Below are 21,177 nucleotides of genomic sequence, written 5' to 3'. Positions count from 1 at the left end.
AACGCAATCGAAAGATTAACGCTTTGAGAATTGTGAAGCCTTGCGGGCCTTCTTCAGACCTGGCTTCTTTCTTTCCTTCATTCTTGGGTCACGAGTCAAGAAGCCAGCCTTCTTCAGTGGACCACGGAAGTCTGGGTCAACTTCAAGAAGGGCACGAGCGATACCGTGACGGATCGCACCGGCTTGACCTGAGAAACCACCGCCGTTAACGTTAACAAGAACGTCGTATTGGCCTTCAGTTTCAGTCAAAGTCAAAGGTTGCTTAAGGTCTTTAACCAAGATTGGCAATGGAATGTAGTCAGCAACATCCTTGTTGTTAACAGTGATCTTACCATCACCTGGTACTAAACGAACGCGAGCTACGGCGTCCTTACGACGACCAGTACCTGCATATGCAGCTTGTTGTGCCATTTAAACTACCTCCTAGATCAAATTGTTAATGTCTAACTTTACAGGTTGTTGTGCTTGGTGCTTGTGTTCTTCACCAGCATAAACGTGCATCTTCAAGAATTCTTGGTGACCAAGAGTGTTCTTTGGAAGCATACCCTTAACTGACAATTCAACCAATTTAACTGGGTTGTTGGCAAGCAATTCGCCGGCTGAAACAGACTTCAAACCGCCACGCCATTCTGAGTGGTGGTAGTAGATCTTGTCAGTGGCCTTCTTACCAGTAAGCTTCAACTTAGAAGCGTTAACGATGATGACGTTGTCACCAGTGTCAACGTTTGGGGTAAATTGAGGCTTGTTCTTACCTCTAAGGATAGTTGCAACAGCAGTTGAAAGACGACCCAATGAAACATCGGTAGCGTCGATCAAATACCACTTACGTTCAATTTCACTAGTTTTTGCTAATGGTGTAGTACGCAATTTAGATTCCTCCGTATAATTCGTAGTTTGAATACAATAAGTTTCCGGGGCCTATCGTGGACAAACATACTCTTATATCATATGCTCTTAATACCAAAATGTCAATTATAAATCAAGGTCTTGGCGGTATTTTTTCGGGACCTCGTCGTAAAAAACATGGTAAAGATATAGACCACTGGCCTGGGCAGTTTGCTGAACCTCCAGGCGGTTCTTGGCCTTGATGACCCTCTTTAGATCATGAACCGGTCTTCTGCCATTGCCGATCTCCAGCAAGGTGGCCACCAGGATTCTAACCATGTTGTACAAAAAGCCAGTGGCGATAAAGTCCATCACGATTTCGTTTTGCTCTTTATCCACAGCCACGTTCACATAGTACATGTCCCGGACCTTATCCTCAATTTGTCCACCGCTGGCCGCAAAACTGGTGAAGTCATGTCTCCCCAGTAAGTCTTTAGCCGCAATCTGCATCTTTTCCACATCTACCGGATATGGGTAGTGGCCGGTATAAAACCGTTTAAAAGGATTGACAAAGTGGTCCAGGCTCACCCGATAGCGGTACCACTTGCCCTTGACGGAAAAGCGGGAGTGGAAATCTTTATCCACAATTGCGCAGTCGGTAAAGACCATGTCCATGGGCAATTGGGAATTCAGTGCCCGGATCATGTTTTGAGGGGGAATTTCCCGGCCAGGATAATCAAAGTGGATCACCTGTCCTACGGCATGCACACCAGCATCGGTTCTGCCCGACCCATAGACGCGCACGTCCTGGCCCTTGGTCATCCGCTTCAGGATCTCTTCTACCGTCCTCTGGATGGTTCTTTGGCCAGGCTGAGACTGGAAGCCGTGGAAATCGTGGCCATCATAGCTTAATGTCAGTTTGTATCTTGTCATTCTTGGTATAGTTTATTTCTGTTGATATCTTGTGTTTAAAAATATTTTTTTACAGCATTCTGGTCGTGACCATTAAGATCGTCAAGATAATGCAGTAAAAAAGCGGCACTAAATCGACCTTTGACCAGGTTAAAATCCGGTAGCGGGTCCGCCCTTCGCTGCCCTTGTAGCCTCTTGACTCCATGGCTGTGGATAAGTCCAGCGCCACTTCCAGAGAATCAATAAAAAGTGGGACTAACATGGGGACAACTGACTTGGCCCGCTTGATCAGTCCGCCATCGTTAAAGTCAGCCCCGCGAGAGCGCTGCGCATTCATGATCTTGACCGTCTGGTCAAAGAGGGTTGGCACAAAGCGCAGGGCAATGGAGATGACCAGACTGATCATGCCGACATTAACCTTGAAGAGCTTGAGCGGCTTCAAGATCCACTCCATGGCGTCCGCAATTTCCAGTGGTTTGGTCGTGACTGTCATCACAGTTGACACCAGGATAATCAAGGAGAAGCGCAGGAAAACGTAAATCCCGTTAATAATCCCCTCGCTAGACAGAGTAAAGATCCACCAGTGCCAGTAAGTCGTCCCTCCGGCCATAAAGAAGGTCTGCATCAGAGCAGTAAAAAGAATCAGCCAGATCATCGGCTTGACCCCATCCCAGAAGACCTTAGCCTTAAGACCCGTTGCCACCACTGCCGCCAAGCCAAAAATGGTGATGGCCAGGTAGCCTTGCCAATTGGTGGCTAAAAAGATCATGATGATGAAGTAAAAAGTGGTCAAAAGCTTGGCGCGGGGGTCGACCCGGTAAACAAAAGTCGAGCCTGGCAGATAGCGCCCAATAATAATCTTACTCATGTGGCACCCCCTTTAGCCTTGCCGCAATCTCATCTGCCAATTCATTAATCGTCAGCGGTTGCTTGATCACGAAGCCAGCTTTTCCCAGTTTGTCGGCAAAAAGTGAACTGTGCGGTTCACTCAGGTGGTGCTTAAAGAGCCAGTCCCGGTCCTTGAAGACTTCCCGGGGCACGTCATGCTTGATGAGCTGCCCATGCTCCATGACCAAAACGTCGTCAGCATAATCAGCCACGTCATCCATGTTGTGGGTAACTAAGATGACGGTATGTCCTTCGGCTTGATACTGCTTAAAAAGCTCCATCATTTCGATCCGGCCTTGAGGGTCAAGCCCGGCAGCTGGTTCATCCAAACAAATGATATCTGGCTCATAGGCCATGACGCCGGCAATAGCGACCCGCCGCATCTGCCCACCTGACAGGTCAAAGGGGGACTTTTCGGCAACGTCAGCTTTTAGACCAACTTTTTCTAGCCACTTTCTAGCTACCTTTTCAGCTTCTTCATCGCTAAAGCCGAAATTCTTGGGGCCATACTCAATGTCCCTTAAAACCGTGCTTTCAAAAAGCTGGGCTTCCGGGAACTGGAAGACTAGACTTACCTTTTGTCTCAGCCCCTTTAAGCCTTTGTTGCTGGTTTCCGGCGTAATCTTGTAGCCGGCAATCTCGATTTCCCCGCTGCTTGGCTTTAAGAGTGCATTAAAGTGCTGCATCAGGGTCGATTTGCCGCTGCCGGTATGGCCAACCAGGGCAATAAACTTGCCCTCTTCCAGCTCAAAGGACAGATCATCTAAGCCCACGGCTTCTAAGGGAGAGCCTGGGTTATAGATGTAACTTACATTTTTAAATTTAATTGACATAAGCTCTTAACCAGCTCCTCCTCACTCGTGACCGTTTCCGGGATCTGGATCCCCTTGCCTGACAGCAATTGCTTTAAGCGGTAGACAAAAGGAATATCCAATCCAATCTTTTCCATCAAGTCCACCTTGGCAAATATTTCCCGGGGAATACCCTGGTCGATCAAGACCCCATCATCCATTACCAGGACTTGATCAGCCAAGGCCGCTTCGTCGAGGTCATGGGTGATGGAAATGACCGTTAAGTCGTTTTCTTCTTTAACTCTTCTGACCAGGTCCAGGATCTGCTGCTTGCCTTCTGGGTCCAGCATTGACGTTGATTCATCCAAGATCATCACTTTCGGTTTAACAGCCAAAATCCCAGCAATGGCTACGCGCTGTTTCTGGCCCCCTGACAGGCTGCTTGGCTCGGCACCGGCATAATCAGCCATCCCAACGTCTGCGACCGCCTGAGCGACGATTTTGACCATCTCTTCGCGGGGTACGGCCCGGTTTTCTAGTCCAAAGGCCACGTCGTCGCTGACCGTCGCCCCCACGAACTGGTTGTCCGGGTTCTGGAAGACGATCCCGACCTTTTCCCGGATGTCCCAGACCGTATCAGCCGCCAGTTTGACGCCGTCAACCGTAATCGTGGACTTCTCCAAGTCATCGGGGGCCAGCAGACCATTAATCAATTTTGAGACCGTTGACTTGCCGCTCCCATTATGGCCGATTAAGGCCGTCCAGCTCCCCTTTTCAATACTAAAAGATAAATCTTTGACTGCGGGACTTTCCGTATCTGGGTAAGAGAAGGTCACATGGTCAAAGTTAATAATCTTGTCGCTCATTGTGTCACCACCTGTTTTGTATTCGCATTCGCTTCTTACTATTGTAACAAGCTTAGGTAAAAAAGAGCAAAAAAAAATCATCCATGAAGAGGGATGATATCAAACCATCTAAGCTAGACTAAGGTTGCCCCATCATCATCGCGCTTATTCTCGCTTTCATGAATAATTTCAAAAAATGTATTTATTTGAGGTAGTTGTTAAATTAAACCAATTCCAAAACTACCATTGGAGCTGCGTCACCCTTACGAGGAATAGCAAGCTTCATGATCCGAGTGTAACCACCGTTACGGTCCTTGTAACGAGGAGCTACGTCACTGAAAAGCTTTTGAAGAGCTGACTTTACAACTACTTCGCCGTTTTCTTCGTGAATATCAGCGATTTCGTCACGTACAAATGCAGCAGCCTTTCTTCTAGCAGCTAAGTCACCACGCTTGCCCAAAGTGATCATCTTTTCAGCAGTGCGACGTACTTCCTTAGCACGAGCTTCAGTAGTGACGATGCGTTCGTTAATGATCAATTGGGTAGTCATTTCGCGGAGCATAGCTTTTCTTTGACTACTGTCCCAACCTAATTTACGGTATGACATTAATGTGCCTCCTTTATTACAGACTAGTCTTCTTGACGAAGGGAAAGACCCAGGTCTGCCAATTTATTTTTAACTTCTTCCAATGATTTACGTCCCAGGTTACGTACCCGCATCATTTCTGCTTCGCTCTTAGCAGTAAGATCTTGCAGAGTGTTGATGCCAGCACGCTTCAAGCAGTTGTATGAACGAACTGAAAGGTCAAGATCTTCGATAGTCATTTCGAGTTTCTTTTCCTTTTGGTCGTTTTCCTGTTCTACCATAACTTCGCCAATTTCGGCAGCAGCGTCAGCTGACTCAAAGGCCTTGAAGTGTTCTACTAAAACACGAGCGGCAAAGTTGAGGGCGTCATTCGGAGCGATTGAACCATTAGTCCAAATTTCCAGAGTAAGCTTGTCAAAGTCTTCTCTCTTACCAACCCGAGTTGATTCAACTTGGTAGTTAACCTTTTCGATTGGTGAGAAAAGTGAGTCTACTGGGATGTCACCGATGGACATTTCAGCAGTCTTGTTTTCACTAGCTGGTACATAGCCACGACCGTTGCAGACATCAATCCACATGTGTAAGTGGCCGCCTTGGGCGATGGTACAAATGCATTGGTCAGGATTCAAGACTTCCACGTCAGCGTCAGCCTTTAAATCAGCAGCAGTTACAACTGCTGGACCTTCAACATCAAGTTCGATCGTCTTGATTTCGTCAGTGTGAGCTCTCAATTCAAGCTTCTTCAAGTTCAAGATGATCTTAGTCACGTCTTCTTTTACGCCGGGAACAGTAGTGAATTCGTGCAAGACACCATCGATCTTGACCTTCACCAAACCAGTACCTGGAACAGAGGTCAATAAAACGCGACGAAGTGAATTCCCTAAGGTAGTACCAAAACCACGTTCCAGCGGTTCAACGACAAACTTACCGTAACTGTCTTCTTGATCCACGACGGTAATATTTGGTTTTTTAAATTCAATCATTACTGGGCCCCTTTCAAAACGCACGTCTCAAAGTAAGATTTTATTAAACACGACGACGCTTTGGTGGTCTTGAACCGTTGTGAGGTACTGGAGTAACGTCACGGATTGAAGTGATTTCCAGACCAGCAGCTTGAAGTGCACGGATTGCTGATTCACGACCAGAACCTGGGCCCTTAACTGATACTTCAACGTGGTTCATACCTTGGTCAATTGCGCTCTTTGCGGCAGCTTCAGCAGCCATTTGAGCAGCAAATGGAGTAGACTTACGGCTACCCTTGAAGCCCAAAGCACCAGCTGAAGACCAGGCAACAGCGTTACCTTGAACGTCAGTAATCATAACTAAAGTGTTGTTAAACGTTGAGTGAATGTGAGCAACGCCACTTTCAACGTGCTTCTTCACACGACGCTTACGAGCAGTTTTCTTTGCAGGCATCAATAAACCTCCTTATATTATTTTTGATTAACGGCTTCTCTTAGCACCCTTGCGAGTACGTGCGTTGTTCTTGGTGTTTTGACCACGAACTGGAAGACCGCGACGGTGACGGATACCACGGTATGAACCGATATCTACAAGACGCTTAATGTTCATGCTTACTTCACGGCGCAAGTCACCTTCAACACGGTACTTGTCAACTTCTGCACGAAGCTTTTCTTGTTGTTCTGGGGTAAGGTCCTTAGAACGAACGTCTTCAGACACACCAGCTGCTGCACAGATTTCTTGTGCAGTGTGGTTACCGATACCGTAAATGTAAGTTAAAGCGACAACAATTCTTTTATCTCTTGGTAAGTCAACACCAGCGATACGTGCCATTTAATGCACCTCCTATTATCTAAAATTAACCTTGACGTTGCTTGTGCTTTGGATTTGCAGGGCAAATAACCATAACACGACCATGTCTCTTAATAACCTTGCAATGTTCGCACATTGGTTTAACAGATGGTCTAACCTTCATGTTTGCCTCCGTTTTTATTTAATAAAACGATACGTAATTCTACCTTTAGTCAAGTCGTATGGAGACAATTCCACAGTAACCCGGTCGCCTGGCAAAATGCGAATGTAGTGCATTCTGATCTTACCAGAAACGTGAGCCAAAATCGTGGCACCGTTCTCTAATTCGACTTTAAACATAGCATTAGGTAAGGTATCAACTACCTTACCTTCTACTTCAATGACATCATCTTTTGCCAAAGTTGCCCCTCCGCAATCAAAACAGTCATACTTCGAAATTATAACACGTTCGAAAAAATTTGCAAATCCTTTTGGCCTTAATCCTTAGAAAGGATGGCGTCAATATCTGCAAAAACCTTTTCAGGTGCTTGTTCACCATTGACAGTGGCAAGCAAGCCCTTCTTGTCATAGTACTCCTTAAGTGGAGCGTTCATCTTTTCGTTAACTTCCAGCCGGTTCTTAACAACTTCAGGCTTGTCGTCTTCACGTTGGTAGAAGTCGTGACCGCCGCAGCGATCACAAGTCCCTTCGACCTTAGGCTTCTTTGAAAACTTGTTGTAAGTTGCACCGCAATTCTTGCACATGAACCGTGCTGATAAACGATCGATTAAAGTCTCTTCCTTAACGTCGATAGCAATGACGTTAGTCAATTGCTTGTTCAAACGGTTGGTGATCCCGTCAAGCAGTTCAGCTTGCTTAGTCGTTCTTGGGAAGCCGTCAAGAATGAAACCATTCTTAACATCGTCTTGACCAAGACGTTCTTCAACCAGCTTAGCAGTGACTTCATCAGGAACCAAATTGCCTTTGTCGATGTAAGACTTGGCTTCCAAGCCTACTGGAGTCTTGTTGGCCATAGCTTCTCTAAACATATCACCAGTTGAAATGTGAGCTAAGTGATACTTATCAACAATTTGTTCTGATGCAGTACCCTTGCCTGCACCTGGGAGACCTAGAAGAATTAAATTAATCATACTTTTTCACCTATCTAATAAATCCGGCATATTCACGCTTCATCAACAGACCATTGATTTGCCGTGATAATTCCAGAACAACCCCAATGACGATCAACAGACTGGTACCGCCCAAGCCAATTGAACTTGGCAAGTCCCAGATGTTGGTTGCAAGCTGTGGAAGCAAAGCAACCAAACCCAGATAAACGGAACCAACGGTTGAAAGCTTAAGTAACATGGAAGTCATATATTTCTCAGTGTCCTTGCCTGGCCACACGCTAGGAATATATGCACCCTGCTTGGTTAAGTTTTCAGCAAGCTTCTCAGGATTTACCTGAACGAAGGCGTAGAAGAAAGTAAATAAGATAATTAACAGGGTGTAGATAATTGCACCTGGAGTTGTCTGCAAGCTAAAGATATTTGATAAGACCGAATACCAAGTCGTGTCGCCGTACTTGCCTTGGAAAGCCATCAAGATCGTGGCTGGAGTAACGATGAACGAACTGGCGAAGATAACTGGAATAACGCCGGAGACGTTAACCTTTAATGGTAGAAAACTTTCTGATCCGCTAGCCGTAGCTCTTCTGGTATATTGAATCGGAATGCGACGGTCAGCTTGTTCAACCCAGGTAACGAATTTCGTTACCAATAATATTGCGACAATAAGCGCAACGAAGAACGCAATCCCTTTCCAGCGATCACTAGCACTGTTGTTGATCACTTGGTCTTGGTAGACTTGGTACAGACCGCCTGGAAGGCGAGCGATAATCCCAGCAAAGATAATTACTGAAACACCGTTGCCCAAACCCTTATCGGTAATTTCATCACCCAGCCAAGTTAACAGGAAGGTACCAGCTGTCATGATAATCCCGATTTCAAAGTAGGTTTGCCAGTTTTGCGTCTTAACCAAACCGAAGGATGATAAGGCATTAAATCCTAAAGTAATCCCGACACTCTGGACAAAAGCAACAACTAAAGTAAGATACCGGGTAACTTGATTTGTCTTGCGACGACCAACTTCCCCTTGCTTGCCCCATTCGACAAGAGTCGGAACAATGTCCATTTGGAGCAGTTGAATAACAATTTGTGCCGTGATGTATGGAGAAACACCCAATGAGAAGATTGAATAATTATCCAAGCCACCACCGGAAACCGTGTCTAAGACAGACACAAGTCCCGTATTAGCAACCGTTGTCAGAGCCTTCGCATTTATGCCCGGAACTGTAATGTTGGCGCCGAGTCGGTAAATTACAAGGATAAACAAAGTATAGAAAAGCTTATTTCTAATTTCCTTATCCTTGAAGGCGTTCTTCAAGGTTGAAAACATTAGATCACCTCTACAGTACCACCAGCTGCTTCGATAGCGCTCTTAGCAGCTTCTGAAACCTTGTTAACCTTTACAGTCAACTTAACGTTTAATTCGCCATTGCCAAGAACCTTAACGCCTGACAATTGCTTCTTAACTAATCCCTTTGCCTTTAAGCTTTCGAAGTCAACTACGCTGCCTTCTTCAAACTTAGCAAGATCTGCAAGGTTTACGATTGCGTATTCCTTGCGGTTGATGTTCTTGAAACCACGCTTAGGCATAGTTCTGAACAATGGCATTTGACCACCTTCAAAACCTAAGCGAGTGTTACCGCCTGAACGAGCGTGTTGACCCTTTTGACCACGACCTGAAGTCTTACCGTAACCACTTGAAGTACCACGGCCGACACGCTTTCTAGCGTGACGTGAACCTTCGGATGGGTGTAATTCGTTGAGTTTCATTAACTAATACCCTCCTTGATTTATTTGTTAACTTCTTCTACAGAAATTAAGTGAGCGATTTTCATCAGCGCGCCACGAGTAGCAGCGTTGTCTGGTTGGACAACAGTACTGTTAATCTTGCCTAAGCCGAGAGCTTTAACAACTTTTCTTTGTTCAGGCAGACGGTGGGCAACACTTCTAATTAAAGTAATCTTTAAATCTGTCATCTATAATCTCCCTAATCTTGCAAGCTCTTTGCTGATTCACGAAGCTTAAGAACATCTTCGCGAGTCTTCAACTGCTTCAAACCATCGATAGTGGCACGAATAACGTTGATTGGAGTGTTTGAACCCAAAGACTTGGAAGTAACGTCACCGACACCAGCCATATCCATAACGATACGTACAGCACCACCAGCAGCAATACCTGAACCGGCTTCAGCTGGCTTAAGCAATACGTTACCTGAACCATAGTGGCCATGTACTTCGTGAGGAATAGTAGTACCAACAGTTGGAACTGAGATCATGTTCTTCTTGCCGGCTTCGACTGCTTTACGGATAGCTTCTGGAACTTCAGTTGCCTTACCAGTACCAAAGCCAACATGACCCTTCTTGTCACCAACGACAACTAAGGCAGCAAATCTTTGACGGCGACCACCCTTAACAACCTTGGTAATCCGGTTGATAGCAACCAATTGGTCTTCGATGTCGTCCTTGTTTCTACGATTTCTTGAATCGTTGCGGTTTGCCATGTGTTAATCTCCTTTCCTAGAATTCTAAGCCGTTTTCACGAGCAGCGTCAGCCAAAGCTTCTACACGACCGTGGTAGATGTAACCACCTCTGTCGAAGACTACTTCAGTGATACCCTTGGCCTTACCAGCTTCAGCAATTGCCTTACCAACTGCTTGAGCTTGTTCTACCTTGGTAGCTTCCTTTGAAACGGACTTATCCAAACTTGAGGCACTTGCGAGCGTTACACCCGCTACGTCATCAATTAATTGAGCGTAGATGTTAGTGTTTGAACGGAAAACACTCAAGCGTGGGCGCTCTGCAGTACCAGAAATCTTACCGCGAACACGTCTGTGGCGCTTTAAACGCAACTTGTTTTTATCTGGTTTTGAAATCACAATTTCACCTCAAAATTTATTTTCTATTACTTACCAGTCTTACCTTCCTTGCGACGTACAAATTCGTCAACGTAACGGATCCCCTTACCCTTGTATGGTTCTGGTGGACGTACGTCACGAATTTCCGCAGCAAATTGGCCGACTACTTGCTTTGAAATGCCTTCTACAGTCACGTCAGTTGCTGAAGTTGCAGTAACAGTAACACCTTCTGGTGCCTTCATTTCAACTGGGTGTGAGTAGCCAACGTTCAAAGTCAATACGTTGTTCTTAGCAACTGCACGGTAACCAACACCGATAAGCTTCAGGCTCTTCTTGTAGCCATTTACAACGCCTTCGATCATGTTAGCCAAGTTAGCTCTTTCAGTACCGTGAATAGCCTTGTCGTTTTCGTTTGAACGGCTGAAGTGGATTTCACCATCAGCTTGTTCAAAAGTGATGCGTGGGTCAAATGATCTAGTCAATTCACCCTTTGGGCCCTTAACAGTAATTTCATTACCATTCTTGGTAACAGTGACACTTTCAGGGACTTTAATTGCTTTTAAACCAATACGGCTCATTAATTGTTCTCCTTCCTGTCAGAATTACCAAACGTAAGCGATAACTTCGCCGCCGACGTTCTTTTCTCTAGCTTCCTTGTCGGTAAGGATACCAGCTGAAGTTGAAACAATAGCGATACCTAAGCCGTTAAGAACCTTTGGCAGGTTGTCTGCTGAAACGTAGTTTCTCAAACCTGGCTTTGAGATCCGCTTCAAGCCGGAGATAACGCGTTCGCCGTTAGGACCGTACTTCAAGAAGACCTTGATTACGCCTTGCTTGCCATCTTCAGTTACTTCGTAGTCACGGATGAAGCCTTCTTGCTTCAAAATTTCTGAAAGTGACTTCTTAATGTTTGATGCAGGAATTTCTACTGAATCGTGCTTTGCCATATTGGCGTTTCTGATTCTAGTCAAAAAGTCTGCGATTGGATCAGTCAATACCATCTATGCTATCCTCCTTACCGATTTACCAGCTAGCCTTCTTAAGACCAGGGATTTGACCCTTGTGTCCCAATTCCTTCAAGCAAATGCGGCACAAACCAAACTTACGGTAAACAGAGTGTGGCCGACCACAACGTTCGCAACGAGTGTATTCACGTGATGAGAACTTTGCTGGACGGTGATTTCTTACCTTTTGTGATGTCTTAGCCATGTATGTCCTCCAGATTACTTAGCAAATGGCATGCCAAATTGAGTCAAAAGTTCACGAGCTTCTTCATCAGTTTGAGCAGTAGTTACGATAACGATATCCAAACCTCTAGTGCGGTTAACCTTATCAAAGTCGATTTCTGGGAAGATCAATTGTTCCTTAACACCCAAAGTGTAGTTACCCCGGCCGTCAAATGAACGAGTTGAAACACCACGGAAGTCACGAACACGTGGAAGAGATACGTTGATCAGCTTGCTCAAGAAGTCGTACATTCTGTCGCCTCTAAGGGTTACCTTAGCACCGATAGACATACCTTCACGCAAACGGAAGTTGGCGATTGACTTCTTAGCCTTAGTGATGAGTGGCTTTTGACCTGAGATCAAAGTCAATTCTTCAACTGCTTCGTCCAAGTTCTTAGCGTTGGCAACGGCGTCACCAACACCCATGTTCAAAACGATCTTGTCGATCTTTGGCACTTGCATGCTTGAAGTGTAGTTGAACTTCTTAGTCATTGCAGGAGCGATTTCTTCGTTGTACTTAGTTACTAAACTGTTAGCCATTAGTGTCCTCCTTCCCTAATTAATCTTTCTTACTTTCGATAACCTTAACGTTAGAAGCGTGGATTGAACCTTCAGTTTCAATAACGCCACCGTTTGAAGCTTGAGAAGCCTTGGTAGCCTTCTTGATCATGTTCACGCCCTTAACGACAACGCGGTTCTTCTTAACGTTTACAGAAAGGACAGTGCCTTCCTTGCCTTTTTCTGAGCCGGCAATAACTTTTACCTTGTCACCAGTTTTAACGAACATTCGCGCAACTCTCCTTTTACAATACTTCAGGGGCAAGTGAAACGATCTTCATGAAGTCCCCTTCACGGAGTTCACGTGCAACTGGCCCGAAAATACGAGTACCACGAGGGCTCTTGTCGGCGTTGATAATAACAGCTGCGTTTTCGTCAAACTTGATGTATGAACCGTCTTCACGACGAGCGCCTGACTTGGTTCTAACGATAACAGCCTTAACGACGTCACCCTTCTTTACAACACCACCTGGCGTTGCTTGTTTAACAGCTGCGACAACGATGTCACCGATGTTACCGGTCTTGCGCTTTGATCCGCCCATAACGCGGATAACAAGCAATTCACGTGCACCGGAGTTGTCAGCTACCTTCAAACGAGTTTCAGTTTGAATCACTATTAAATCCTCCCTTAGCTAATCCGTAAATTAAACAGATTTCTTAACAATGTCAACTAAACGGAAACGCTTAGTACGTGATAATGGACGGGTTTCCATGATACGAACAATGTCGCCTACCTTGGCTTCGTTATTTTCGTCCATAGCGTAGTACTTCTTTGAGTAGCGAGTACGCTTGCTGTAAACTGGGTGGTTCTTGTAAGTATCAACTACAACAACGATAGTCTTGTCCATCTTGTCAGAAACAACGCGGCCTTGGTAAACGTGGCGACGATTTCTTTCATTTGATTCGCTCAAGTTAGTATCTCCCTTCCACTAGTTTTGTTCTAATTCTTTTTCGCTCAATACAGTCTTGATACGAGCGATGTTCTTACGGACTTGGCTCAAGCGAGCGGTGTTTTCTAATTGACCGGTAGCTTGTTGGAAACGCAAGTTGAACAATTCTTCCTTGTATTGCTTTTCCTTTGCCAACAATTCATCAGTTGATAATGATCTGATTTCCTTAGTCTTCATTAGTTGCGCCACCTGCTTCCTGGTCTTCTCTCTTCACGAACTTGCACTTAATTGGAAGCTTGCTTGCTGCGAGGCGCATTGCTTCACGAGCAGTTTCTTCTGAAACGCCACCAATTTCGAACATGATCTTTTCTCTCTTAACTACAGCTACCCAACCTGCTGGTGCACCCTTACCGGAACCCATACGTACACCAACACCCTTAGCAGTGTAGGACTTTTGAGGGAAGATTCTGATCCAAACCTTACCACCACGCTTCATGTAACGAGTCATGGCAACACGGGCAGCTTCGATTTGACGGTTGGTAATCCAGTGAGATTCAAGTGCTTCAAGACCGTATTCACCAAATGCTACAGTCTTGCCACCCTTGGCAGCACCACGCATCTTACCACGGAATTCACGACGGTGTTTTACACGCTTTGGTACTAAAGGCATTACTTTCTACCTCCCTTTGAACGCTTTGCAGGTTGATTCTTGCGACCTGGCAAAATTTCGCCACGGTTGATCCAAACCTTAACACCGATTTCGCCGTAAGTAGTAAATGCGTTTACCCATGCGTAGTCGATGTCAGCTCTTAAAGTATGAAGTGGAACACTACCTTCAGTGTGCCATTCACGGCGAGCCATGTCAGCACCGTTCAAACGGCCTGCAGTTTGAACCTTGATACCCTTGGCGCCAGCACGCATTGAACGTTGTGCAGCTTGACGGCTTGCACGTCTAAATGCGATACGAGCTTCAAGTTGACGAGCGATGCCGTCAGCTACCAGCTTAGCGTCAAGATCAGGTTTCTTGATTTCAACAATGTTAATGTGAACTTGCTTGTTAGTCAAAGCGTTGATTTCCTTGTTCAAAGCTTCAACTTCAGCGCCACCCTTACCGATAACCATACCTGGACGAGCAGTGTGGATAGCGATGTTTACACGGTTAGCAGCACGTTCGATTTCAACAGTAGATACGGAGGCATCCTTTAACTTTTCGTCAAGGAACTTTCTGATACGAAGGTCTTCGTTTAAAGTTTCCTTGTAGCCTCTAGCAGCGTACCATTTAGCTTCCCAGTCGCGGTTAACACCAAGACGGAAACCAATTGGGTTAATCTTTGAACCCATTCAAATACCTCCCTTAATCGTTCAATTCTGAAACAACAACAACTACGTGGCTGGTTCTCTTCATGATTGGAGAAGCTGAACCCTTAGCACGTGGACGGAATCTCTTCAAAGTAGCACCTTCGTTTACGTATGCTTCTGATACGTAAAGGTTTGCACTTTCAAGATCGTAGTTGTGTTCTGCGTTAGCAACTGCTGAGCGCAAAACCTTTTCAACGATTGGGGAAGCAGCTTTTGGCGTAAACTTCAAAATTGCCAATGCTTCAGCAACGCTCTTACCCCGGATCAAGTCTACAACGAGACGAGCTTTTCTTGGGGCGATACGAACAGTTCTTGCTTCAGCTCTAGCTGAACTAATTTGTTCTGCCATTTAATTGTTTCTCCTTCCTTATTACTTTGAAGCCTTGTCGTCAGCCTTGTGGCCACGGAAGGTTCTAGTAGGTACAAATTCGCCCAGCTTGTGGCCAACCATGTCTTCGGTTACGAAAACTGGAACGTGCTTTCTACCATCGTAAACAGCAATAGTCAACCCAACGAAAGAAGGGAAAATAGTTGAACGACGTGACCAAGTCTTGATAACTTGCTTCTTGTCTGTAGCTTGTTGTTCGTCAACCTTCTTCAAAAGGTGGGCGTCTGCAAAAGGACCCTTTTTAATACTACGGCTCATTATTTTACCCCCTTCTCTTACTTACGACCCTTACGGTGACGAATGATTAACTTCTCGCTAGCCTTCTTGGTGTCTCTAGTCTTAACACCACGTGACTTCTTGCCCCATGGAGTCATTGGTTGTGGACGACCAACTGGAGCCTTACCTTCACCACCACCGTGTGGGTGATCGTTAGGGTTCATTACGGAACCACGAGATTGTGGACGCTTGCCCATCCAACGTGAACGACCAGCCTTACCAATGTTGATCAATGAGTGTTGTTCGTTACCAACTGCACCGATAGTTGCGCGGCATTCTGAAAGAATTTCACGAACTTCGCCTGATTGCAAACGAACTTGAGTGTACTTGCCGTCAACACCCAAAACTTGAGCTGAAGTACCAGCACTTCTAGCAATTTGACCACCCTTGCCTGGCTTAAGTTCGATGTTGTGAACTTCAGTACCAGTTGGGATGTTCTTCAGTGGCAATGCGTTACCAACCTTGATGTCGGCATCTGCGCCTGATTCTACGAAAGCACCTACAGTCAAGCCCTTAGGAGCCAAGATGTAAGCCTTAGTACCATCAGTGTAGTGAAGCAAAGCGATGTTTGCTGAACGATTTGGATCGTATTCAATTGCGACAACCTTAGCCTTAACGTTGTCCTTGGTACGCTTGAAATCGATGATACGGTATTGTTGCTTGTGACCACCGCCACGGTGTCTTACAGTAATGTGACCGTATGAGTTACGACCTGCAGTCTTTGACTTAGAAGCAAGCAAAGTCTTTTCAGGCTTTGACTTAGTGATTTCTGCAAAGTCGGAAGAAGTCATATTACGACGACCGTTTGAAGTTGGCTTGTAAACTTTAATAGCCAATTGACTGACCTCCTATTACTTGTTTTCTTCGTTTTCTTGGAAAATCTTGATGTCGTTTGAGTCTGCAGTTAAAGCAACGATAGCCTTTCTACGACGAGCAGTCTTGCCAGTGTAGCGGCCTACGCGCTTAGCCTTGCCGCGAACGTTCATGATGTTCACAGACTTAACCTTAACATCGAAGATTTCTTCGATAGCATTACGTACTTGAGTCTTGGTAGCAGTTAAGGCCACGTCGAAAGTGTACTTCTTGCTGTCCATCAAGTCAGTTGACTTTTCAGTGATAACAGGTCTTAAGATAATGTCGCGTGCGTCCATTAAGCCAATACCTCCTCAATCTTCTTAACGTCGTCTTGAGTCAAAACGAGCTTGTCGTAGTTAACAGCGTCTTCAACGTTCAAGCCGTTAACTGGAACAACCTTAACCTTTGGCAGGTTCTTAGCTGAAAGTTGAACGTTCTTGTCGTCTGAAACAACCAGAACCTTGCCTTCAAGCTTCAAACCGTTCAAGATGGCAACGAAGTCCTTAGTCTTTGGAGCGGCCAAAGTCAACTTGTCAAGGACTACCAAGTTTTGGTCAAGAACCTTTTGTGACAAAACTGACTTGATTGCCAAACGACGTTGCTTTCTTGGCATGCTGTAAGCGTAAGAACGTGGAGTAGGCCCAAAGACAACACCACCGCCGCGCCATTGTGGAGCACGGATAGAACCTTGACGAGCACGACCAGTACCCTTTTGTCTCCAAGGCTTCTTACCACCACCGCGAACGGCAGATCTGTTCTTCACCTTAGAGGTACCCTGACGCTTACCAGCTCTTTGTCTGATAACGGCATCGAAAACAACAGCTTCGTTTGGTTCAACGCTAAATACGTTGTCGTTTAAAGTTACTTCACCAGCGTTGTTGCCGTTTTGATCCATAAGTTTAAAATTAGCCATTTGAGTCCTCCTTCCTACTTGCTAGCCTTTGCAGATGACTTAACAACGATCAATGAGTTCTTAGCACCTGGTACGTTACCCTTGATCATCAAGACGTTCTTATCTGCAACAACTTTTTCAACTACTAAGTTTTCAATAGTAACAGTCTTTACACCCATGTGACCTGGGAGCTTCTTGCCCTTTGGTACGCGATTAATGATTGAACCCATTGAACCTGGGATTCTGTGGTAGCGTGAACCGTGGGTTTCAGGACCACGTGATTGACCGTGGCGCTTGATGTTACCTTGGTAGCCATGACCTCTTGAAGTACCAGTAACGTTAACTACGTCACCTTCCTTAAATGTCTCCACAGTAACTTCTGAGCCGACTTCGTAGTCACTAAGCTCTACTCCGCGGAGTTCACGAATGAAGCGCTTAGGTGAAGTCTTTGCCTTGTCAGCATGACCTTTTTCTGGCTTGTTGCTCAATACTTCACGCTTGTCTTGGTAGCCAAGTTGTACAGCTTCGTAACCGTCATTTTCAACAGTCTTAACTTGCATAACAACGTTAGGAGTTGCTTCAATAACAGTAACTGGCACAAGGACACCATCTTTAGTGAAGATTTGAGTCATGCCAACTTTTCTTCCTAAGATTCCTTTGGTCATGATTACACCTCTTTCTATCTAAAAATTAAAGTTTGATTTCGATGTCTACGCCGCTTGGCAGATCGAGTTTCATCAATGAGTCAACCGTCTTAGGGGTTGGGTTCAAGATGTCGATCAAGCGCTTGTGGGTCCGCATTTCGAATTGTTCACGTGAGTCCTTGTTCTTGTGTGGTGAACGCAGAACAGTGAACAAAGTTCTTTCAGTTGGAAGAGGAACTGGACCTGAGATTTCAGCACCGGTTCTCTTTGCAGTGTCCACGATCTTAGCAGCTGATTCATCGAGAATGCTGTGTTCGTAAGACTTTAATCTAATACGAATTTTTTCGTTTGCCATCTAATTACCTCCTATACGTCTTCTTTAAATAAGATGACTAGCTCGGCGAAAATTTCCTGCACAACCACTGTGGCAATGCAGCCTGGTGTGCCGCAACCTTCCGCGTCAAAGCTGACTACATGTTGCCCATGACGGGGTCTCCCCCGTCAAAAGCACTTTATCTAGTATAAGGCCTCACGCCTTAAATAGCAAGGGTTTAGCCCAACTTTTTTGAAAAAAGTCTCGAAAATATCGTTAGACTTTAGAAATACTTTTTTCACTAAGCACTTATTCTACAATAGTAAAAAAATGTAAGCGTAATATTGCTTCTATTTTAATGTCGTAGCACCTGAAAGATGTTTTTAGCCCAAAAAATGGATCAAACACAAATAAAAGAAATACAATGGATTCTTCAATAAAGATCAAAGCAGCCAACTTCTCAATTGAAGCTGGCTGCTTTTTTCATAAAAAAAGAGCCGCTAGATCAACTAGCGGCTCGATTAAAACTTGCGTTTTAACTACCTTTTAAATTTCGCCTCGAGTTCGAAATCAAAAGCATGTTTATCTTGATCTAAAATCTAGAAACTAAGCGTTGCCGCCGCGCTTCTTGATGATTTCAGCTTGGATTGACTTAGGACATGGAGAGTAGTGGTCCATAACCATAGTGAAAGTACCACGGCCTTGAGTGGATGAACGCAAAGTAGTTGCGTAACCAAACATTTCTGACAATGGAACCATAGCGTTGATGACCTTGGCACCAGCCCGATCTTCCATACCTTCCATTTGGCCACGACGAGCAGTGATTGAGCCCATAACGTCACCAAGGTATTCTTCTGGAGCGATAACTTGAACCTTCATGATTGGTTCCAAAATTACGGCACCAGCCTTAGGAGCAGCATTTCTCAAAGCAAGAGATGCAGCAACCTTGAAGGCAGCTTCACTTGAGTCGACTTCGTGGTATGAACCATCGTAAAGCTTAGCCTTAACGTCGATCAATGGGTAGCCTGCCAAGACACCGTTCTTCATTGCTTCTTGCAAACCAGCGTCAACTGATGGGATGTATTCACGAGGAACAACCCCACCGACAATGGCATCTTCGAATTCGTAGCCCTTGCCTTCGTTTGGAGTAAATTCGATCCAAACGTCACCGTATTGACCCTTACCACCGGATTGACGAACGAACTTACCTTGAGCTTGAGTTGGAACAGTGAAGGTTTCACGGTAAGCAACTTGTGGTTCACCGATAGTTGCTTCAACGTTGAATTCACGCTTCATACGTTCAACCATGATGTCCAAGTGAAGTTCACCCATCCCAGAGATCAAAGTTTCACCAGTTTCTGGGTTAGTTTCAGCACGGAAAGTTGGGTCTTCTTCAGTCAGCTTTTGCAAAGCGACATCCATCTTGTCCCGGTCAGCCTTTGACTTAGGTTCAACAGAAACTTGGATAACTGGAGCTGGAATGTCCAAGCTTTCCAAGATCAATGGGTGAGCTGGGTCAGTCAAAGAGTCACCAGTAGTGGTGTTCTTCAAACCGATGGCACCAGCGATGTCACCTGAGAAGACTTCTGGGATTTCAGTTCTTGAGTTGGCGTGCATTTGCAGCAAACGACCAACACGTTCACGTTGGTTCTTTGAAGCGTTCAATACGTATGAACCTGATTCAAGTGAGCCAGTGTAAACACGGATGAAAGTCAAACGACCAACGAATGGGTCAGTAGCAATCTTGAAGGCCAAAGCTGCGAATGGCTTGTTGTCGTCAGCAAGCAATTCAACTTCGTTGCCGTCCTTGTCGTGAGCAACGTAAGGCTTAACGTCAAGTGGTGATGGCAGGTAGTCGATAACACCGTCAAGCATCATTTGAACACCCTTGTTCTTGAAGGCTGAACCAGCAAAGACTGGGAAGGCCTTCAAGTCCAAAGTTGCGCGACGCAAAGCAGCCTTAAGTTCTTCGTTGGAGATTTCTTCACCGCCAAGGAACTTTTCCATGATGTTGTCGTCAACTTCAGCGATTTGTTCGATCATTTCTTCACGACGGCTTTGAGCTTCTTCCTTGTATTCGTCAGGAACTGGAATAGTTTCCCAGTTTGAGCCCAGCTTGTCTTCGTCGTAAACGTCGGCAACCATGTCGAAGAGGTCGATAACGCCTTCGAATTGGTCTTCAGCACCGATAGGCATTTGAACGGCAATAGCGTTAGCGTTCAAACGGTCGTGCAAGCTTTGTACCGAGAAGTCAAAATTGGCACCGATCTTGTCCATCTTGTTAACGAAAACGATACGAGGAACGCCGTAGTTTTCAGCTTGACGCCAAACGTTTTCAGTTTGTGGTTCAACACCGGATTGTGCGTCCAAAACAGTTACGGCGCCGTCAAGAACACGGAGTGAACGTTCAACTTCGATAGTAAAGTCAACGTGTCCTGGGGTGTCGATGATGTTGATCCGGTGGTCCTTCCATTGAGCAGTAGTAGCTGCGGAAGTAATAGTGATACCACGTTCCTTTTCTTCTTCCATCCAGTCCATTTGGGAGTCACCTTCGTGAGTTTCCCCAATCTTGTGGATCTTACCAGTGTAGTAAAGGATACGTTCAGTAGTAGTAGTCTTACCGGCGTCAATGTGAGCCATGATACCGATATTACGAGTCTTCTCTAATGAGAATTTACGCTTGTTAGCCATAATTTTCTATCTCCTTAAATGACGAGCAAAAGATTAGAAACGGTAGTGGGCAAAGGCACGGTTTGCTTCTGCCATACGGTGAACATCTTCACGCTTCTTAACTGCTGAACCAGTGTTGTTTGAAGCATCGATCAATTCGTTGGCCAAACGTTCATCCATAGTGTGTTCGTTACGCAGACGTGAGTATGATACCAACCAGCGCAATGCCAAAGTAGTTTGTCTTTCTGGACGAACTTCAACTGGCACTTGGTAGTTAGAACCACCGATACGGCGAGCCTTAACTTCCAATACAGGCTTAACGTTGTTCATAGCTTCTTCAAAGACATCCATTGGTTCCTTGCCAGTCTTGTCCTTGATAATGTCAAAAGCATCGTACAAGATTGATGAAGCTTGAGCTCTCTTACCATCCTTCATCAAGTGGTTGATCAGCTTAGTAACCAGCTTTGAGTTGTAAACTGGGTCTGCTAAAACGTCTCTCTTTGAAACATGACCTTTTCTTGGCAT

37 protein-coding genes are annotated in these 21,177 nt (G+C 45.3%); all 37 read right to left on the bottom strand.

The features are described 5' to 3' along the window. Positions 1–15: 15 nt before the first annotated feature. Entirely contained in the window at positions 16–411 is a 396-nt protein-coding gene (rpsI, locus tag FC20_RS05730) for a 30S ribosomal protein S9 (RefSeq protein WP_008460185.1), read from the bottom strand. A gap of 12 nt (positions 412–423) precedes the next feature. Beyond that, entirely contained in the window at positions 424–867 is a 444-nt protein-coding gene (gene rplM / locus FC20_RS05725; RefSeq protein ID WP_008460184.1) for a 50S ribosomal protein L13, read from the bottom strand. Between the two features lie 105 nt (positions 868–972). Next, positions 973–1,758 carry a tRNA pseudouridine(38-40) synthase TruA gene (gene truA, locus FC20_RS05720; RefSeq protein ID WP_008460182.1) on the bottom strand — a complete coding sequence of 262 codons (786 nt, stop codon included), beginning with the start codon at positions 1,756–1,758 and terminating at the stop codon, positions 973–975. A gap of 49 nt (positions 1,759–1,807) precedes the next feature. Continuing rightward, entirely contained in the window at positions 1,808–2,605 is a 798-nt protein-coding gene (locus FC20_RS05715; RefSeq protein WP_008460178.1) for an energy-coupling factor transporter transmembrane component T family protein, read from the bottom strand. Continuing rightward, positions 2,598–3,458, bottom strand: a complete 861-nt coding sequence (locus FC20_RS05710; RefSeq protein ID WP_008460175.1) for an energy-coupling factor transporter ATPase — start codon at positions 3,456–3,458, stop codon at positions 2,598–2,600. The genes FC20_RS05715 and FC20_RS05710 overlap by 8 nt, the downstream gene beginning before the upstream one ends. Beyond that, positions 3,434–4,282 (bottom strand): energy-coupling factor ABC transporter ATP-binding protein, encoded by an 849-nt coding sequence (locus FC20_RS05705; RefSeq protein ID WP_008460174.1) that lies wholly within the window; start codon positions 4,280–4,282, stop codon positions 3,434–3,436. The genes FC20_RS05710 and FC20_RS05705 overlap by 25 nt, the downstream gene beginning before the upstream one ends. A 202-nt stretch (positions 4,283–4,484) precedes the next feature. Beyond that, complete coding sequence (rplQ, locus tag FC20_RS05700) at positions 4,485–4,868, bottom strand: 50S ribosomal protein L17 (protein WP_008460172.1); 384 nt, start codon at positions 4,866–4,868, stop codon at positions 4,485–4,487. A gap of 23 nt (positions 4,869–4,891) precedes the next feature. Continuing rightward, positions 4,892–5,830: a DNA-directed RNA polymerase subunit alpha gene (locus FC20_RS05695; protein WP_008460171.1), complete on the bottom strand. Its 939-nt coding sequence runs from the start codon at positions 5,828–5,830 to the stop codon at positions 4,892–4,894. Positions 5,831–5,873: 43 nt separating this feature from the next. Next, positions 5,874–6,263 (bottom strand): 30S ribosomal protein S11, encoded by a 390-nt coding sequence (gene rpsK, locus FC20_RS05690; protein WP_008460170.1) that lies wholly within the window; start codon positions 6,261–6,263, stop codon positions 5,874–5,876. 27 nt (positions 6,264–6,290) lie between these two features. Next, complete coding sequence (gene rpsM, locus FC20_RS05685; protein WP_008460169.1) at positions 6,291–6,641, bottom strand: 30S ribosomal protein S13; 351 nt, start codon at positions 6,639–6,641, stop codon at positions 6,291–6,293. 25 nt (positions 6,642–6,666) lie between these two features. Then, on the bottom strand, positions 6,667–6,783 hold the full coding sequence (rpmJ, locus tag FC20_RS10065) for a 50S ribosomal protein L36 (protein ID WP_002878160.1): 117 nt from the start codon (positions 6,781–6,783) through the stop codon (positions 6,667–6,669). A gap of 14 nt (positions 6,784–6,797) precedes the next feature. After that, a complete protein-coding gene (gene infA / locus FC20_RS05680; RefSeq protein WP_002878178.1) occupies positions 6,798–7,019 on the bottom strand; it encodes a translation initiation factor IF-1 in 222 nt (73 codons plus the stop codon). Between the two features lie 77 nt (positions 7,020–7,096). After that, positions 7,097–7,750 carry an adenylate kinase gene (locus FC20_RS05675; RefSeq protein ID WP_008460134.1) on the bottom strand — a complete coding sequence of 218 codons (654 nt, stop codon included), beginning with the start codon at positions 7,748–7,750 and terminating at the stop codon, positions 7,097–7,099. A 10-nt stretch (positions 7,751–7,760) separates the two neighbouring features. Further along, positions 7,761–9,056, bottom strand: a complete 1,296-nt coding sequence (gene secY / locus FC20_RS05670; RefSeq protein WP_008460133.1) for a preprotein translocase subunit SecY — start codon at positions 9,054–9,056, stop codon at positions 7,761–7,763. After that, positions 9,056–9,496, bottom strand: a complete 441-nt coding sequence (gene rplO, locus FC20_RS05665; RefSeq protein WP_008460132.1) for a 50S ribosomal protein L15 — start codon at positions 9,494–9,496, stop codon at positions 9,056–9,058. The genes secY and rplO overlap by 1 nt, the downstream gene beginning before the upstream one ends. A gap of 20 nt (positions 9,497–9,516) precedes the next feature. Further along, a complete protein-coding gene (gene rpmD, locus FC20_RS05660; RefSeq protein WP_002878183.1) occupies positions 9,517–9,702 on the bottom strand; it encodes a 50S ribosomal protein L30 in 186 nt (61 codons plus the stop codon). 11 nt (positions 9,703–9,713) lie between these two features. Beyond that, the gene (gene rpsE / locus FC20_RS05655; protein ID WP_008460131.1) at positions 9,714–10,226 is read right to left on the bottom strand and encodes a 30S ribosomal protein S5; all 513 of its coding nucleotides are present in this window, start codon (positions 10,224–10,226) and stop codon (positions 9,714–9,716) included. 16 nt (positions 10,227–10,242) lie between these two features. After that, complete coding sequence (gene rplR / locus FC20_RS05650; RefSeq protein ID WP_008460130.1) at positions 10,243–10,602, bottom strand: 50S ribosomal protein L18; 360 nt, start codon at positions 10,600–10,602, stop codon at positions 10,243–10,245. A gap of 26 nt (positions 10,603–10,628) precedes the next feature. Beyond that, complete coding sequence (gene rplF / locus FC20_RS05645; RefSeq protein ID WP_008460129.1) at positions 10,629–11,159, bottom strand: 50S ribosomal protein L6; 531 nt, start codon at positions 11,157–11,159, stop codon at positions 10,629–10,631. 24 nt (positions 11,160–11,183) lie between these two features. After that, on the bottom strand, positions 11,184–11,582 hold the full coding sequence (gene rpsH / locus FC20_RS05640; RefSeq protein WP_008460128.1) for a 30S ribosomal protein S8: 399 nt from the start codon (positions 11,580–11,582) through the stop codon (positions 11,184–11,186). Positions 11,583–11,604: 22 nt separating this feature from the next. Next, the gene (locus tag FC20_RS10060; RefSeq protein ID WP_002878192.1) at positions 11,605–11,790 is read right to left on the bottom strand and encodes a type Z 30S ribosomal protein S14; all 186 of its coding nucleotides are present in this window, start codon (positions 11,788–11,790) and stop codon (positions 11,605–11,607) included. A gap of 14 nt (positions 11,791–11,804) precedes the next feature. Further along, a complete protein-coding gene (gene rplE / locus FC20_RS05635) occupies positions 11,805–12,347 on the bottom strand; it encodes a 50S ribosomal protein L5 (RefSeq protein ID WP_008460127.1) in 543 nt (180 codons plus the stop codon). 19 nt (positions 12,348–12,366) lie between these two features. Next, on the bottom strand, positions 12,367–12,594 hold the full coding sequence (rplX, locus tag FC20_RS05630) for a 50S ribosomal protein L24 (RefSeq protein WP_008460125.1): 228 nt from the start codon (positions 12,592–12,594) through the stop codon (positions 12,367–12,369). A 16-nt stretch (positions 12,595–12,610) separates the two neighbouring features. After that, the gene (gene rplN, locus FC20_RS05625; protein WP_002878195.1) at positions 12,611–12,979 is read right to left on the bottom strand and encodes a 50S ribosomal protein L14; all 369 of its coding nucleotides are present in this window, start codon (positions 12,977–12,979) and stop codon (positions 12,611–12,613) included. Positions 12,980–13,009: 30 nt separating this feature from the next. Continuing rightward, on the bottom strand, positions 13,010–13,276 hold the full coding sequence (gene rpsQ / locus FC20_RS05620; RefSeq protein ID WP_008460121.1) for a 30S ribosomal protein S17: 267 nt from the start codon (positions 13,274–13,276) through the stop codon (positions 13,010–13,012). An 18-nt stretch (positions 13,277–13,294) separates the two neighbouring features. Further along, positions 13,295–13,492, bottom strand: a complete 198-nt coding sequence (gene rpmC / locus FC20_RS05615) for a 50S ribosomal protein L29 (protein ID WP_008460119.1) — start codon at positions 13,490–13,492, stop codon at positions 13,295–13,297. Beyond that, on the bottom strand, positions 13,482–13,925 hold the full coding sequence (rplP, locus tag FC20_RS05610) for a 50S ribosomal protein L16 (RefSeq protein WP_002878205.1): 444 nt from the start codon (positions 13,923–13,925) through the stop codon (positions 13,482–13,484). Before rplP ends, rpmC begins: the two co-directional genes overlap by 11 nt. Next, on the bottom strand, positions 13,925–14,596 hold the full coding sequence (rpsC, locus tag FC20_RS05605) for a 30S ribosomal protein S3 (RefSeq protein ID WP_008460115.1): 672 nt from the start codon (positions 14,594–14,596) through the stop codon (positions 13,925–13,927). The genes rplP and rpsC overlap by 1 nt, the downstream gene beginning before the upstream one ends. A 13-nt stretch (positions 14,597–14,609) precedes the next feature. Continuing rightward, complete coding sequence (gene rplV / locus FC20_RS05600; RefSeq protein ID WP_002878207.1) at positions 14,610–14,963, bottom strand: 50S ribosomal protein L22; 354 nt, start codon at positions 14,961–14,963, stop codon at positions 14,610–14,612. A gap of 21 nt (positions 14,964–14,984) precedes the next feature. Next, positions 14,985–15,260 carry a 30S ribosomal protein S19 gene (gene rpsS, locus FC20_RS05595; protein ID WP_008460103.1) on the bottom strand — a complete coding sequence of 92 codons (276 nt, stop codon included), beginning with the start codon at positions 15,258–15,260 and terminating at the stop codon, positions 14,985–14,987. Between the two features lie 17 nt (positions 15,261–15,277). After that, positions 15,278–16,114 (bottom strand): 50S ribosomal protein L2, encoded by an 837-nt coding sequence (gene rplB, locus FC20_RS05590; RefSeq protein ID WP_008460102.1) that lies wholly within the window; start codon positions 16,112–16,114, stop codon positions 15,278–15,280. A gap of 15 nt (positions 16,115–16,129) precedes the next feature. Further along, positions 16,130–16,429 (bottom strand): 50S ribosomal protein L23, encoded by a 300-nt coding sequence (rplW, locus tag FC20_RS05585; protein WP_008460100.1) that lies wholly within the window; start codon positions 16,427–16,429, stop codon positions 16,130–16,132. Then, positions 16,429–17,046, bottom strand: coding sequence for a 50S ribosomal protein L4 (rplD, locus tag FC20_RS05580; RefSeq protein WP_009558010.1), 618 nt, complete (start codon positions 17,044–17,046; stop codon positions 16,429–16,431). Before rplD ends, rplW begins: the two co-directional genes overlap by 1 nt. A gap of 14 nt (positions 17,047–17,060) precedes the next feature. Then, positions 17,061–17,690 carry a 50S ribosomal protein L3 gene (gene rplC, locus FC20_RS05575; RefSeq protein ID WP_008460096.1) on the bottom strand — a complete coding sequence of 210 codons (630 nt, stop codon included), beginning with the start codon at positions 17,688–17,690 and terminating at the stop codon, positions 17,061–17,063. Between the two features lie 25 nt (positions 17,691–17,715). Then, positions 17,716–18,024, bottom strand: coding sequence for a 30S ribosomal protein S10 (gene rpsJ, locus FC20_RS05570; protein WP_008460094.1), 309 nt, complete (start codon positions 18,022–18,024; stop codon positions 17,716–17,718). A gap of 564 nt (positions 18,025–18,588) precedes the next feature. Next, positions 18,589–20,673: an elongation factor G gene (fusA, locus tag FC20_RS05565; protein WP_008460092.1), complete on the bottom strand. Its 2,085-nt coding sequence runs from the start codon at positions 20,671–20,673 to the stop codon at positions 18,589–18,591. Between the two features lie 33 nt (positions 20,674–20,706). Continuing rightward, positions 20,707–21,177, bottom strand: a complete 471-nt coding sequence (gene rpsG, locus FC20_RS05560; RefSeq protein WP_002878218.1) for a 30S ribosomal protein S7 — start codon at positions 21,175–21,177, stop codon at positions 20,707–20,709.

Source organism: Lactobacillus equicursoris DSM 19284 = JCM 14600 = CIP 110162 (assembly GCF_001434815.1).
Taxonomy (GTDB): Bacteria; Bacillota; Bacilli; order Lactobacillales; family Lactobacillaceae; genus Lactobacillus; species Lactobacillus equicursoris.
The sequence above is the reverse complement of the archived record's forward strand: the minus strand, read 5'-3'. Positions and strand labels throughout refer to the sequence as shown.